This is a genomic window from Actinoplanes sp. ATCC 53533, from assembly GCF_003947245.1.
This window is the reverse complement of the sequence record NZ_QHHV01000229.1, coordinates 1-13,580: the sequence shown is the minus strand read 5'-3', so window position 1 is coordinate 13,580 and position 13,580 is coordinate 1. Positions and strand designations below refer to the sequence as shown.

Sequence of the window (13,580 nt, the reverse complement as noted above, 5' to 3'; positions counted from 1 at the left end):
GGCCCACCACCGGGGCCGGCAGGCGGCACACCGGGCACGGTCGGCGGCACACCAGGACGGCCACCGGCAGGCCGGCCGGCGGGCGGACCACCCTGACCGGGACGCCCCGCGGGCTGACCCTGCGGCGGGCGACCAGCGGGCGGACCACCCTGCGGCGGGCGGCCCCCCGGCGGAGCCTGCGGCGGACGACCGCCGCCGTAGACGCCGTCGCCCTTCACGGGCGCTGCCGGGGCGGGCTTGCCGCCGTAGACGCCGGGGCCGGACGCGGCTCCCACGGGCGGGCGGTTGCCGCCGTAGGCGCCCGGGCGCTGGGCCGGGCCGCCGACCGACAGCAGCTCCGTCTCCGCGTCGAGCGGGTCCGGGCCGGTGGCCGGGTCGGGCTCTTTCGCGACCGGCTCCAGCTTGCGCTTCTTGCGGGCCTGAACGATGCCGAAGACGCCCGCGCCGACCAGGATCAGGCCGAGGACGCCGACGCCGCCGATCAGGTAGGTGATGTCGGTCAGGCTCAGGTCGGAATACCAGGAGGCGCCGTCGGCCGCGCCCGCCGAGGACGCCGCCGCGGACTTCGCTTCGACGATCTTCGTGGCCGGCGTGTACCGCAGGATGTAGTTCGCGGACTCCGGGTCGGCGCCCGCGCCCATGTCCGACACCGTGTAGAAGGTCTTGCCGTCCGCGCTGTAGGTGATCGCCTCGCCGAACGGCTCGTTCGGCAGCGGGGTCTTGCGGGGCTTGTTCTTCAGGGCGCCGAGCACGTCGCCGTCGGCCACGTCCCACTCGTACGCGTCCAGATAGGTCCGCAGGGTGACCCTGCCGCCACCGGGCGCCACCGCGCCGCCGGTCACGGTGGTCTGGGCCAGCCGGGCGATCGGGATGCCGGGGGTGTCGCTGCCCGACAGCTCGATCTCGCCGGCCTTCTTCAGCGGCACGCCCGCTTCGTTGTTCTTCTTCAGCGCGGCCGTCGGCGTGTAGAGCAGGGTCTTGCCGGAGACTTCCTTGGTCACGATGATCGGCGTGCCGTCACCGTTGAACAGCAGGGCCTCGGCGTCGTGCTTGTCGCCGTTCGGATACGACACGCGGTGGATCGTCGGTTCCTTGGCGCCGCTGAGTGGCATCGACCACAGCGCGATCGTCCGGCGGACGTTGTCCTTGTTTTCCCGGGCGGCGTTGTCGCCGGTGTCCGCGATCCACAGCGTGTCGCCGTCCGGGGAGAGGACCAGGTCCTCGGGGTCGAGCGGGCGCGACGGAAAATCGACCTTCTTGGTGACTCCGCACTTGGTGTCGAGGAAGAAGATCTTGCGTCGGCTGGCCTCGTCGGTGCCGTCGTTCACGACGATGAAGCCGCTCTTGGTGGCCACCATCCCCGACAGCTCCGGCAGGAGCGGATCGGTGATCTTGCATATCTTCTTGCCGGCCGCTGCCTTGGCCGAAGTCGCCGCGGGAGCGGGCTCGGCATAGGCGGGCACGGCCCCCATTATCACCAACCCGGAGGCGAGGATGACCGGGAACACGAGACGCCGCATCCGATCAGTGTCGCATGCGGCGTCTCGAACCGGTGTTACGCGTGGATCAACCCTGGTCAGCCGGGCCGCCGGGTCACGGGGCCAGGAAGTTCTGAAGGTCGGCGGCGAGCTGTTCGCCCACCCGGACCCGCAACTCCGTGCCCTGTTCGGTGTGCCGGCTGTCCAGCACCTGTCCGCCGCGGTGGATCCGGGCGACCAGATCGCCCCGGTCGTACGGCAGCAGCACCCGGAGGTCCACCGCCGGCCGCGGCAGCCGCTGGGCGATGGCCGCGTGCAGCGCGTCGATGCCCAGCCCCGAGCGCGCCGACACGAACACGGCGTCCGGCCAGGCGCGCTTGAGCCGCAGGATGGTCTCCTCGTCGGCCGCGTCCATCTTGTTGACGACCAGCAGCTCGGGGATGCGGTCGGCACCCACCTCGCCGAGCACCTCGCGGACCGCCACGACCTGACCCTCGGGGTCCGGATGCGCGCCGTCGACCACGTGCACGACCAGGTCGGAATAAGCCACTTCCTCCAGCGTCGAGCGGAACGCCTCGACGATGTGGTGCGGCAGGTGCCGGACGAAGCCGACCGTGTCGGAGAGCGTGAAGACGCGCCCGTCCTCGGCCGCGGTCCGGCGGGTCGTCGGGTCGAGGGTCGCGAACAGCGCGTCCTCCACCAGCACGCCCGCCGAGGTGAGGCGGTTGAGCAGGCTCGACTTGCCGGCGTTGGTGTAGCCGGCGATCGCCACCGCGGGCACGCCGCTGTTGGTGCGCTTGGAGCGCTTGGTCTGGCGTACCGTCCGCAGGGCCTTGATCTCGCGCTTCAGCCGCGAGATGCGGGTGTTGATCCGCCGGCGGTCGGTCTCGATCTTGGTTTCACCGGGACCACGCGTGCCGACGCCGCCGCCGGAACCACCGGCGCCACCGCCCTGGCGGGACAGCGAATCACCCCAGCCGCGCAGGCGCGGCAGCAGGTATTGCAGCTGGGCCAGCTCGACCTGGGCCTTGCCTTCCTTGCTCTTCGCGTGCTGGGCGAAGATGTCCAGGATCAGCGCGGTGCGGTCGACGACCTTGACCTTGACCTGCTGCTCGAGCTTGCGCAGCTGCGAGGGCGAGAGCTCGCCGTCGCAGATGACCGTGTCGGCGCCGGTGGCGATGACCACGTCGCGCAGCTCGTCGACCTTGCCGCGGCCGATGAAGGTCGCGGCGTCGGGCTGGCTGCGGCGCTGGATGAGGCCCTCGAGCACCTCGGACCCGGCCGTCTCGGCCAGCGCGGCGAGCTCGGTGAGCGAGTTCTCCGCGTCGGCGATGCTGCCGCCGGTCCAGACGCCGACCAGGACCACCCGTTCGAGTCGCAGTTGGCGGTACTCGACCTCGGTGACGTCGGTGAGCTCGGTGGAGAGACCGGCGACCCGCCGCAGCGAGTGGCGCTCCTCGAGCTCCAGCTCACCGGTGGTGACTTCCGGTTCTAGTGCCTCAGTACGCAAAGGTGACCTCCTCCGCCCGATCGTGGCACGCCGAACGTGTCGGCGCATCCACATAACGTGGCGGGGCCCATCGCAGGAGTGTCTGACTCATCGGTAACCACCGCGCGGCGACCTAATATTCCCGTGGGGCAACAATGCGGGTACTCACCCGCCAACGACGGAGGGAACACCGTGGTGACCACCCGCCTGCCTAGCGCAGGATTCTCGATCACGATCCGTATCGCTGTGACCGCCGACGCCTCGTCGATCGGCCGGCTCACCACCTGCGTCGGCGAGGCCGGCGCGATCGTGACGGCACTCGACGTGGTGGACTCCGATCCCACCCGGGTGCTCGTCGACCTCACCTGCGACACCGCCGACTCCAGCCACGCCGACCAGGTGGTCAAGCAGCTGGAGGAGCAGGACGGCGTCGACGTCCGCAAGGTCTCCGACCGCACCTTCCTGCTGCACCTGGGCGGCAAGATCGAGGTGAACTCGAAGGTCGCCCTCCGCAACCGCGACGAGTTGTCCCGGGCGTACACGCCGGGCGTGGCGCGGGTGTGCATGGCCATCGCGGAGAATCCGGCCGACGCCCGCCGGCTCACCATCAAGCGCAACACGGTCGCCGTGGTCAGCGACGGCTCGGCCGTGCTGGGCCTGGGCAACATCGGCCCGGCCGCCGCCATGCCGGTGATGGAGGGCAAGGCCGCGCTCTTCAAGCGCTTCGGCGGCGTGGACGCGTGGCCGGTCGTGCTCGACACCCAGGACACCGACGAGATCGTCGCCATCGTCAAAGCGATCGCGCCGGCCTACGGCGGGATCAACCTCGAGGACATCGCCGCGCCGCGGTGCTTCGAGATCGAGGCGCGGCTGCGCGAGCTGCTCGACATCCCGGTCTTCCACGACGACCAGCACGGCACCGCGATCTGCGTGCTGGCCGCGCTGACCAACGCGCTGCGGGTGGTCGGCAAGAACCTGTCGGACGTCAGGGTCGTGGTCTCCGGCGCCGGGGCCGCGGGCACGGCGATCATGAAGCTGTTGCTGCGCCAGGGCGTGGGCGACATCATCGCGTACGACCGCCGGGGCGCCCTGCACCGCGGCATGGACGACCTGAACCCGACCTGGCAGTGGCTCACCGAGCACACCAACCGCGACAACTACTCCGGCGACCTGCCCGGGGCGATCGTCGGCGCGGACGTGTTCATCGGGGTCAGCGCGCCGAACCTGCTGACCGGGGACGACATCGCCAAGATGGCGGACAAGTCGATCGTCTTCGCGCTGGCCAACCCGGACCCGGAGGTCGACCCGCGGGAGGCCCGCCAGCACGCCGCGGTGGTCGCGACCGGCCGCTCGGACCAGCCGAACCAGATCAACAACGTGCTGGCCTTCCCGGGCGTGTTCCGCGGCATGCTCGACGTCAGCGCCGAGGCGTTCACCGAGGAGATGGCCCTGGCCGCGGCGATGGCCATCGCGAACGTGGTCGGCGAGGACAAGCTCAACCCGACGGTGATCGTGCCCAGCGTCTTCGACCCGCGGGTGACCCCGGCGGTGGCGGCGGCGATCCGCGCGGTGGTCAAGGGCGCACACCCCACGGTCAACCAGGCGGCCGTGCCCGAGGTCGAGCTGGAACGGGCGCCCGAGACGACCTTCTGACGCGCACAGCCCGGGCTACCGCGAGACACGCACAGCCCGGGCTACCGCGAGACACGCACAGCCCGGGCTACCGCGAGACACGCACAGCCCGGGCTACCGCGAGACACGCACAGCCCGGGCTACCGCGGGACACAGACGGCGCTCGGGCTTTCGCGAGACGCGGACGGCTCGGGCGGGCTGGTCAGGTGAGGCCGCTCGCGGTGGCCCAGCCGGTCAGCTCGCCGGTGCGGTCCGTGATCAGGCCGGCGACGCCGGCCTCGACCAGTTCGGGCCAGAGCGCGATGTCGTTGGGCGTCCACGGCATCACGCCGACGCCGGCCTCGGCGAGCCCGGCCACCGTCGCCGGGGCGGCGAGCACCGCCCGCAGGGCCGGGTTGACGTAGCTGACCCCCAACTCCTGGGCGCGGAGCACCTGATCGTCGTCGAAGCCGTGCCGCAGCAGGCCCAGGCGCACGTCGGGGGTGGCGTCGGCGGCCAGCCGCACCACGGCGGGGTCGAAGCTCTGCACGACGGTGCGGTCCAGCAGGCCGGCGTCGGTGACCTGGCCCATGATGACCTTCACCTGCTCCAGGGTGGCCGGCGGCTTGATCTCCAGCAGCAGCTCTGTCCCGGGGGTGACACCCGCCGCGTGCGGGCGCAGCAGATCGATGACCTCGCGCAGAAGCGGGATCCGGGTCCCCGCGTACGCCGGGGAGAACCAGGAACCGGCGTCCAGCGCGGAGAGCTCGTCCAGGGTCAGCTCGCCGACCTGACCGGCGCCGTCCGTGGTGCGGTCCACCGTGCGGTCGTGGATGACCACGGGCACCCCGTCGGCCGTGGTCCGCACGTCGAACTCGACGAGCGTCGCGCCGGCCAACACCGCCGCGGCCAGGGCCGGGAGCGTGTTCTCGGGCGCGACGGCGGAATAGCCGCGGTGCGCCACGCGGTGCGGCCCGGCCATCAGAGGGCCGCCGGGTCGACCTCGCCCGTGGCGACCAGCACCGCCGGGCCGGCGAGCCACCAGGCGCCGTCGGCGTGGGTGACCGTCAACCGGCCGCCCGGCAGGTCCACCGCGACGACACCCTCGGTCATTCCGGCGTCGCGCAGCGCCACCGCGCCGACCGCGAGCGCGCCGGAGCCGCAGGACAGCGTCTCGGCCGAGCCGCGCTCGTAGACCCGCATGTGCACGTGCAGGTCAGCGCCCTCGACCGGGGCGGCCGGCGTGGCGAACTCGACGTTCACGCCCGACGGGAACAGTGCCCGGTCGAACCCCGGAGCCACGTGCAGGTCGAGCGAGCTGAGCGGCGGGTTCTCGTGCATGCCGCAGACCAGGTGCGGGTTGCCGCAGTTCACCGCGACACCGGGGAAGGTCAGCGGTCCCACGGTCGCCGTGCTGGCCGCGTACACCTTGGGGGTGCCCATGTGGACGGCGATCGTCTCCGCGCCGGGCAGCGCGCGCACGACGCCGGCCCGCGTGGCCACCGGCAGGCCCTCCGGGCCGGGCGTGGCCAGGCCGTTGGCCAGCAGGTAGCGGACGAAGACCCGGACGCCGTTGCCGCACATCTCGGCGATGGAGCCGTCGGCGTTCCAGTAGTCCATGAACCATTCGGCGTCGGCGGCGTAGCCCGCGCCGTCGGCGTGCTTGGCGCTGCGCACGACGCGCAGCACACCGTCGGCGCCGATGCCGCGGTGCCGGTCGCAGAGGGCGGCGACCAGCTCGGGGGTCAGCCCGAGCGCCCCGTCCGGGTCGCCGAGGATGACAAAATCGTTGCCGGTGCCGTGGCCCTTGGTGAACAACACGCGGTCCATCATGGCGTAGCCGCGGCGCAGGCCGCCAACGCGTCCTCCGTCAGGGTCGGCGACGCGCCGTCGAGCCAGGTGATCCGCGGGTCGCGGCGGAACCACGAGCGCTGCCGGCGGACGAAGCGGCGGGTCGCCCGCACGGTCTCCTCGACGGCCTGCTCCTCGGTCAGTTCGCCGTCGAGCTGGGCGAGCGCCTGCTGGTAGCCCAGGGCCCGGCTCGCCGTCCGGCCCTCGCGCAGCCCGTCCAGCCCGCGCACCTCGTCCACCAGGCCGGCCGCCCACATCAGGTCCACCCGCTCGGCTATCCGCCGGTCCAGCGCCTCGGTCTCCCGGTCGACGCCGAGCTGCACCGACGGGTAGTACGGCGTCGGCGACGGCAGCGCCGCGGTGAACGGCGCGCCGGTCAGCTCGATCACCTCCAGGGCCCGGACGATGCGCCGCCCGTTCGACGGCAGGATCTTCGTGGCGGCGGGCTCGTCGAGCGTCAGCAGCCGCGCGTGCAGCGGCGCCGGGCCCGCCGCGGCGAGTTCCCGCTCGAGCCGCTCCCGAATGGCGGGATCCGTGCCGGGAAACTTGAACTCCTCCAGCACCGCCCGCAGGTAGAGCCCGGACCCGCCGACCAACAGCGGCACCCGGCCCCGGGCGAGGACGTCGTCGACGGCCGCGCGGGCCAGCTCCTGATAGGCCGCGACGCTCGCCGGCTCGCTCACCTCCCACACGTCCAGGACGTGGTGGGCTACGCCTTCCCGCTCGTCAGCGGTAAGTTTGGCGGTGCCGATGTCCATCCCGCGGTAGAGCTGCATCGAGTCGGCGTTGACCACCTCGCCGCCGAGGGCGTGCGCGAGGGCGATGCTGAGGGCGGATTTGCCGGCCGCGGTGGGTCCGACGACCGCGACGACTCCGGGATATGGGAGCAATGGCACGGAGCCACCGTAACGGGCTGGTCACGGTCGTTCGCGGGCGCTTCCCCGGAACCGGGTTGGACCTGTGACAATGCGCGAGAAAGAATGCCGATGGAATGATGGGCATTCGACTGCGCTATGGCGGCGGTCGCGGGCAGCGAGGCTCGCGCAGCCGGGAGAACGAGGGTGGGCTCATGAACGACTGGACGGCCTTCGGGCGCGTGGATGCCGACGGCACCGTGTATGTGAAGACGGCCGAGGGCGACCGCGTGGTCGGCTCGTGGCAGGCGGGCACACCCGAGGAGGGCCTGGCCCACTTCGCCCGGCGCTTCGCGGACCTGGTGACCGAGGTCGACCTCATCGAGGCCCGGCTCAAGTCGGGCGCGGCGGACGCCGCGCACTCGCTGACCAGCGTAAAGCGGATCCGGGCGAGCCTCGACGAGGCACACGTCGTCGGCGACATCGACGGGCTCGCCGCGCGCCTGGACAGGCTGACCGCGGTCGCGGAGGAGAAGGCCGGCGAGGCCAAGGCCGCCCGCGAGGTGGCCCGCGGCGAGGCGCTGGCGCGCAAGACCACCCTGGTCGAGGAGGCGGAGACGATCGCCGCCGAGTCGACGGGATGGAAGAGCGCGGGCGACCGGCTCAAGGAGATCCTCGACGAGTGGAAGACCATCCGCGGCGTCGACAAGAAGACCGACGGCGAGCTGTGGAAGCGCTTCGCGGCCGCCCGCGACGGCTTCACCCGCCGCCGCGGCGCGCACTTCGCCACCCTGGACGGCCAGCGCAAGCAGGCGCAGACCGCCAAGGAAGAGCTGGTCAAGGAGGCCGAGACCCTCGCCGAGTCGACGGAGTGGACCACCACGGCCAACCGGCTCAAGGACCTGATGAACGACTGGAAGGCCGCTCCCCGCGCCGCCAAGGAGGCCGAGCAGCGCCTCTGGGAGCGTTTCCGGGCCGCCCAGGACGCCTTCTTCACCCGGCGCAGCGAGGTCTTCTCGGCCCGCGACGCCGAGTTCAAGGGCAACCTGGAGAAGAAGCAGGCCATCCTGGCCGAGGTCGAGGCCCTGGACGTCGACGCGGACCCGCGCGGCGCCCAGAACAAGCTCCGCGACGCCCAGGCGGCCTGGCACGACGCCGGCCGGGTGCCCCGCGAGTCGACCGCGTCGCTGGACCGCCGCTGGCGGGCCGCCGAGGAGCGCATCCGGGTGGCGATGGACTCGGCGTGGCGCAAGACCACCCCGCAGGACAACCCGCTGCTGCAGCAGATGCGCGAGCAGGTGGCCGAGGCCGAGCAGCGGCTGGCCCGGGCCCAGGCGGCGGGCGACGCCCGCCGCATCAAGGAGGCCGAGCAGGCGCTGTCGTCCAAGCGCCAGTTCCTCTCCCTCGCCGAGCAGGCGGGATAGCTTTAGATCAAAACCGTTTCCGGTACGCGCACAGAGTCCCGCCGCCAGCAGCCGATGTGACACCGGCTGAGCGGCGGGACTCTGTGCGTGTGCTTTGGTCCCGGCCAGGTCAGGGTCACCAGCTCTGCTTCCGTCGCCTCGGGGTAGGGAAGCAGAACCAGCTCTGCTTCCCTCACCCCCGGGTAGAGAAGCAGAACCAGCTCTGCTTCCCTCGTCACCCTCGGTATGGCGGCGCCACTCCCCAGCCCCAGTGCGGCACCGGCGCCTGGCGGACCACGTCGGCGCCCGGCTGGGAATTCTGCTTGGCCAGGCGGGTGCCCCACTCCAGGTAGCCCAGGAACGCCGCCCGGAACTCCGGGTCTTCGGGCAGCCCCGCCTCGTCGGCGGCGTCCTGGATGAGCTCGATCCAGCGGCGCCGCTGCGGCTCGGTGATCGCCATGCCGAGGTGCTTGGCCACCATGCGCGGGTAGCCGCCGTGTTCCTCGGTGTAGGTGGGTGGCCCGCCGAAGACCTCAGCCAGCCACAGGGCCACGTACCGGGCGTGGTCCGGATCCATCCGGGCGAAGAGCGGCCCGAGCAGTTCGTCCTTGGTGACCCTGGCATAGAAGGCGGTGGTCAGCCGGACGAACGCGTCGGTGCCGCCGGCCCACTCGAAGAGCGTCGGTGTGTTCCCCATGCCCCACGAGACCATGGGTGTTCTTCACTACGCAAGAACGCACATAATGGTGCGTGCCCAAGCGCTACTCCTGCCCGGTCGAGCTGACCGTCGACGTGGTCGGCGGCCGCTGGCGCACGGTGCTGCTCTCGCACCTGAAGGAGGGCGTGCGCCGCTATGGCGAGTTGCGCCGGCTGATGCCGGGCATCAGCGAGAAGATGCTCTCCCAGCGGCTGCGCGAGCTGGAGGCCGACGGCCTGATCTCCCGGCACGACCGGGGCACGGTGCCGCCGCACGTCGAATACGACCTGACCGACGAGGGCCGCAGCCTGGCGCCGGTGCTGCAGGCCCTCTACGACTGGGGCGTGGCGCGGGCCGAGCGCACCGGCGTGCGGGTCGACTCGCTCTGACGGGCTTTACAACGCGCAGCCGCCGGTGGTCGCGGGCAGCGGCGCCGGGACGCCCACGGTCGGCAGGCCCAGCGTCACTCCGGCGGTGCGCGGGGCGCGGCCTGCCTCGTGCGCGTCGCCGGCCCGGGTGCGGCGGTGGCCCAGTGGCGCGCCGTCGGCGTTCAGGTGGTGCGGGGCCGCGTAGGTGATCTCGGTGTGCACGAGGTCGCCCGGCCGGATGCCGGTCAGGTCGCCGGTGGCGAAGTGCACCAGCCGGCCGTCCCGGGCGCGGCCGCTCATCCGGCCCGTCCGCTCGTCCTTGCGTCCCTCGCCGGTGGCGACCAGCACCTCGACCGTGCGGCCGACCTGCTTCTTGTTCTCCGCCCAGGTGATGTCCTCGAGGGTGGCGATGAGCCGCTCGTAGCGCTGCTGAACGACCTGCTTGGGCAGCTGCTCGTCCATCGTCGCGGCGGGCGTGCCGGGGCGCTTGGAGTATTGGAACGTGAAGGCGCTGGAGAAGCGGGCCTGGCGGACCACGTCGAGGGTGCGCTCGAAGTCGTCCTCGGTCTCGCCGGGGAAGCCGACGATGATGTCCGTGGTGATCGCGGCGTCCGGCATCGCGGCACGGACCTTGTCGATGATGCCGAGATATTTCTCCGAGCGGTAGCTGCGGCGCATAGCCTTGAGCACCTGGTCGGAGCCGGACTGCAGCGGCATGTGCAGCGAGTGGCAGACGTTCGGCGTCTCGGCCATCGCGGCGATCACGTCGTCGGTGAAGTCCTTCGGGTGCGGGCTGGTGAAGCGCACCCGCTCCAGCCCCTCGACCCCGCCGCAGGCGCGCAGCAGCTTGCCGAACGCGAGCTTGTCGCCGAACTCGACCCCGTACGAGTTGACGTTCTGGCCCAGCAGGGTGATCTCCAGCACGCCCTCGGCCACCAGGGCCTCGACCTCGGCCAGCACGTCGCCGGGGCGGCGGTCCTTCTCCTTGCCGCGCAGCGCCGGCACGATGCAGAAGGTGCAGGTGTTGTTGCAGCCCACCGAGATCGACACCCAGCCGGCGTAGGTCGACTCGCGGCGGGTCGGCAGCGTCGACGGGAAGACCTCGAGCGACTCGAGGATCTCGACCTCGGCCTCCTGGTTGTGCCGGGCGCGTTCGAGCAGCGCCGGCAGCGAGCCGATGTTGTGCGTGCCGAAGACCACGTCCACCCAGGGCGCGCGCCGGACGATGTCGCCGCGGTCCTTCTGGGCCAGGCAGCCGCCGACCGCGATCTGCATGTCCGGGTTCTTCACCTTGGTGGGGCGCAGGCGGCCGAGGTTGCCGTAGAGGCGGTTGTCGGCGTTCTCCCGTACCGCGCAGGTGTTGAAGACGACCACGTCCGCCGCGTCGGCGTCGGCGGCCCGCACGTAGCCCGCGCCCTCCAGCAGACCGGAGATGCGCTCGCTGTCGTGCACGTTCATCTGGCAGCCGTAGGTGCGCACGTCGTAGGTGCGGGCGGCGGCGGGAAAGGTCTCGGTAGTCATGGCAATTGACCAGGGTAGTCCCTAGGCCGCCGCGGGTCGCTCCGGCGTCGGGACGGGCTTGAACCGCGAACGGCCGCAACCCGGGCCGCGGGCACAGGCCGGATCCGAGCCGGTGCAGGGGCGGACGTGCCGGCGCTCCGTACCGTCGTCGGTCTCCACCTCGTCGACGTGCACGGCCCGCAGCGTCCCGTCCGGCTCGGCCAGCACGTACCGCGTCGGGTTGAGGGTGTCGTCGGGCAGCAGGACCTCGGCGCCGAGCCGCACCGCGACGGCGCTGGCGATGGTCGCCTCGGCGATCTCGCCCGGCGCCAGGAAGCACTCGATCGAGGTCGGGAAGTCGCCACCGACATGCCAGACGTCACAGAGCAGCGCGCCGTCGGCGGGAGCGTCCAGAGTCGTCACCGGCCGCTCCAGCGCGCCCGACAGAGCCGCGCGGACGGCGGTCGCGTCCAGGCGCCCGGCCGCGCACCAACTCCACATCCCGACTGTCGGATCGGCGTCAGCCATACCGCTCATAGTGGACATCCCTTCGGGCGTACATCTGCACAGTTACCGCTCCGTGACCAATCTCGGCGTGAACCGATACAACCGTGACCTTAGAGTGACCCCATCCGAGTGAGCCCAACGACGGGACGGTGGTCCGACGGTGCCGACAAGCGAGCCTCTGATCGTTCTTGAGGGCGTCAACAAATACTTCGGCCCGCTCCACGTCCTGCAGGACATCGATCTGTCGGTGGATCGCGGCGAGGTGGTTGTCGTGATCGGACCGTCGGGTTCGGGCAAGTCGACGCTGTGCCGGGCGATCAACCGGCTCGAGCCGATCAACTCAGGCACGATCACCTTCGACGGACAGGTGCTGCCCGCCGAGGGCAAGGCGCTGGCGCGGCTGCGCAGCGAGGTCGGCATGGTCTTCCAGTCCTTCAACCTCTTCGCCCACAAGACCATCCTGCAGAACGTCATGCTGGGCCCGGTCAAGGTGCGCGGCGAGAAGCCGGCCGTGGTCCGGGAGCGCGCGATGAGCCTGCTCGACCGGGTCGGCATCGCCAACCAGGCGGACAAGTATCCCGCCCAGCTCTCCGGCGGTCAGCAGCAGCGCGTCGCCATCGCCCGGGCCCTGGCGATGCAGCCCAAGGCGCTGCTGTTCGACGAGCCCACCAGCGCGCTCGACCCCGAGATGGTCGGCGAGGTGCTCGACGTCATGACGTCGCTGGCCCGCGACGGCATGACGATGGTCGTCGTCACCCACGAGATGGGCTTCGCGCGACACGCCGCCAACCGGGTCGTCTTCATGGCGGACGGCCAGCTGGTCGAACAGGCACAACCGGAGGAGTTCTTCGCCAACCCTCGGAGCGAACGGGCCAAGGACTTCCTTTCCAAGATCCTCACGCACTGAGTGCCTCTCGGGCCTGCCGTCACCGCGGCAGCCTGACCGAAGAAGGAGAAAAAGATGCGTTTGACGCGGGTAGCCGCAGTGGCCACGGCGGCGGCTCTGACGTTCGGACTCGCCGCCTGCGGCGGCGACGACGGCGCCACCGACACCGGCTCCGGCAGCAACACGTCGTTCGCCGCCGGCAGCACCATGGAACGCCTCAACAAGGCGCAGGCGGTCAAGGTGGGCACCAAATTCGACCAGCCAGGCTTCGGCCTCAAGGGCCTCTCCGGCAAGCCGGAGGGCTTCGATGTCGAGGTCGCGAAGAACATCGTGAAAGCGCTCGGCATCCCCGAGGACAAGATCGAGTGGGTGGAGACGCCCTCGAAGGTCCGCGAGGACTCGATCACCAACAACAACGTCGACTTCGTCGTGGCGACCTACACGATCAACGACAAGCGCAAGGAACGCATCGCGTTCGCCGGGCCGTACTACGAGGCCGGCCAGAACATCATGGTGAAGAAGGACGACACCACGATCACCGGGCCGGACTCCTTCAAGGACGGCACCAAGAAGGTCTGCTCGGTCACCGGCTCCACGCCGGCCGAGGAGATCAAGAAGCACGTGAAGGACGTCGGCAGCCAGCTGGTGCTCTTCGACACCTACGACAAGTGCCGCGACGCCCTCAAGGGCGGTCAGGTCAACGCCGTCACCACGGACAACGTCATCCTGCTCGGCTACATCGCCAAGGATGAGGCGTCGTTCAAGCTGGCCGGCGACAACTTCACCAAGGAGCCGTACGGAATCGGTGTCAAGAAGGAAGACACCGCCTTCCGGACCTTCATCAACGACACCCTGGACAAGTCGTTCCAGGACGGCAGCTGGAAGAAGGCCTGGGACGACACCGCCGGCAAGTTCGGCGCCGAGCTCGGCGCCGCG

At 71.0% G+C, this 13,580-nt stretch carries 13 protein-coding genes; 5 read left to right on the top strand and 8 right to left on the bottom strand.

The window, feature by feature from the left end:
• Positions 1–1,520: hypothetical protein (locus DMB66_RS63185; protein ID WP_199753109.1), on the bottom strand; the 1,520-nt coding region annotated here is incomplete at its 3' end.
• 73 nt (positions 1,521–1,593) lie between these two features.
• On the bottom strand, positions 1,594–3,042 hold the full coding sequence (gene hflX, locus DMB66_RS50265) for a GTPase HflX (RefSeq protein ID WP_370320861.1): 1,449 nt from the start codon (positions 3,040–3,042) through the stop codon (positions 1,594–1,596).
• A 117-nt stretch (positions 3,043–3,159) separates the two neighbouring features.
• Here hflX and DMB66_RS50260 point away from each other — a divergent pair, with 117 nt between their 5' ends.
• On the top strand, positions 3,160–4,620 hold the full coding sequence (locus DMB66_RS50260) for an NAD-dependent malic enzyme (RefSeq protein ID WP_125811199.1): 1,461 nt from the start codon (positions 3,160–3,162) through the stop codon (positions 4,618–4,620).
• A gap of 181 nt (positions 4,621–4,801) precedes the next feature.
• On the opposite strand, the gene DMB66_RS50255 is transcribed toward DMB66_RS50260, so the two are convergent.
• Genes DMB66_RS50255 through miaA form a run of 3 tightly spaced genes read right to left on the bottom strand, consistent with a single transcriptional unit; the run spans position 4,802 to position 7,325 of the window.
• Complete coding sequence (locus tag DMB66_RS50255) at positions 4,802–5,560, bottom strand: glycerophosphodiester phosphodiesterase family protein (protein ID WP_125811198.1); 759 nt, start codon at positions 5,558–5,560, stop codon at positions 4,802–4,804.
• Positions 5,560–6,408: a diaminopimelate epimerase gene (gene dapF / locus DMB66_RS50250; protein WP_370320864.1), complete on the bottom strand. Its 849-nt coding sequence runs from the start codon at positions 6,406–6,408 to the stop codon at positions 5,560–5,562. The genes DMB66_RS50255 and dapF overlap by 1 nt, the downstream gene beginning before the upstream one ends.
• Entirely contained in the window at positions 6,408–7,325 is a 918-nt protein-coding gene (miaA, locus tag DMB66_RS50245) for a tRNA (adenosine(37)-N6)-dimethylallyltransferase MiaA (RefSeq protein WP_125811196.1), read from the bottom strand. The genes dapF and miaA overlap by 1 nt, the downstream gene beginning before the upstream one ends.
• Before the next feature lie 173 nt (positions 7,326–7,498).
• Here miaA and DMB66_RS50240 point away from each other — a divergent pair, with 173 nt between their 5' ends.
• Positions 7,499–8,707 carry a DUF349 domain-containing protein gene (locus DMB66_RS50240; RefSeq protein ID WP_125811195.1) on the top strand — a complete coding sequence of 403 codons (1,209 nt, stop codon included), beginning with the start codon at positions 7,499–7,501 and terminating at the stop codon, positions 8,705–8,707.
• A gap of 214 nt (positions 8,708–8,921) precedes the next feature.
• Here the strand turns inward: DMB66_RS50240 and DMB66_RS50235 are convergent, their stop codons facing one another.
• A complete protein-coding gene (locus tag DMB66_RS50235) occupies positions 8,922–9,383 on the bottom strand; it encodes a group II truncated hemoglobin (protein ID WP_125811194.1) in 462 nt (153 codons plus the stop codon).
• 53 nt (positions 9,384–9,436) lie between these two features.
• On the opposite strand from DMB66_RS50235, the gene DMB66_RS50230 reads away from it, so the two are divergent.
• Complete coding sequence (locus DMB66_RS50230; protein ID WP_125811193.1) at positions 9,437–9,772, top strand: helix-turn-helix domain-containing protein; 336 nt, start codon at positions 9,437–9,439, stop codon at positions 9,770–9,772.
• A 6-nt stretch (positions 9,773–9,778) separates the two neighbouring features.
• Here DMB66_RS50230 and miaB read toward each other — a convergent pair whose 3' ends face one another.
• Both miaB and DMB66_RS50220 read right to left on the bottom strand, forming a co-directional pair.
• The gene (gene miaB / locus DMB66_RS50225) at positions 9,779–11,272 is read right to left on the bottom strand and encodes a tRNA (N6-isopentenyl adenosine(37)-C2)-methylthiotransferase MiaB (RefSeq protein WP_125811192.1); all 1,494 of its coding nucleotides are present in this window, start codon (positions 11,270–11,272) and stop codon (positions 9,779–9,781) included.
• Between the two features lie 21 nt (positions 11,273–11,293).
• Complete coding sequence (locus tag DMB66_RS50220) at positions 11,294–11,779, bottom strand: hypothetical protein (protein ID WP_233625409.1); 486 nt, start codon at positions 11,777–11,779, stop codon at positions 11,294–11,296.
• A gap of 157 nt (positions 11,780–11,936) precedes the next feature.
• On the opposite strand from DMB66_RS50220, the gene DMB66_RS50215 reads away from it, so the two are divergent.
• Positions 11,937–12,665, top strand: a complete 729-nt coding sequence (locus DMB66_RS50215; RefSeq protein WP_199753110.1) for an amino acid ABC transporter ATP-binding protein — start codon at positions 11,937–11,939, stop codon at positions 12,663–12,665.
• A gap of 54 nt (positions 12,666–12,719) precedes the next feature.
• Positions 12,720–13,580 (top strand): glutamate ABC transporter substrate-binding protein (locus DMB66_RS50210; RefSeq protein WP_148112853.1); only part of this gene is annotated, 861 nt, incomplete at its 3' end.

What these genes read in the sequence shown, in the direction of transcription:
- hflX (WP_370320861.1), bottom strand. Translation starts at nt 3,042, where the DNA reads ATGTGGATGCGCCGACACGTTCGGCGTGCCACGATCGGGCGGAGGAGG.
- dapF (WP_370320864.1), bottom strand. Translation starts at nt 6,408, where the DNA reads ATGGACCGCGTGTTGTTCACCAAGGGCCACGGCACCGGCAACGATTTT.
- DMB66_RS50220 (WP_233625409.1), bottom strand. Translation starts at nt 11,779, where the DNA reads ATGGCTGACGCCGATCCGACAGTCGGGATGTGGAGTTGGTGCGCGGCC.
- DMB66_RS50235 (WP_125811194.1), bottom strand. Translation starts at nt 9,383, where the DNA reads ATGGGGAACACACCGACGCTCTTCGAGTGGGCCGGCGGCACCGACGCG.
- miaB (WP_125811192.1), bottom strand. Translation starts at nt 11,272, where the DNA reads ATGACTACCGAGACCTTTCCCGCCGCCGCCCGCACCTACGACGTGCGC.
- DMB66_RS50255 (WP_125811198.1), bottom strand. Translation starts at nt 5,560, where the DNA reads ATGGCCGGGCCGCACCGCGTGGCGCACCGCGGCTATTCCGCCGTCGCG.
- DMB66_RS50240 (WP_125811195.1), top strand. Translation starts at nt 7,499, where the DNA reads ATGAACGACTGGACGGCCTTCGGGCGCGTGGATGCCGACGGCACCGTG.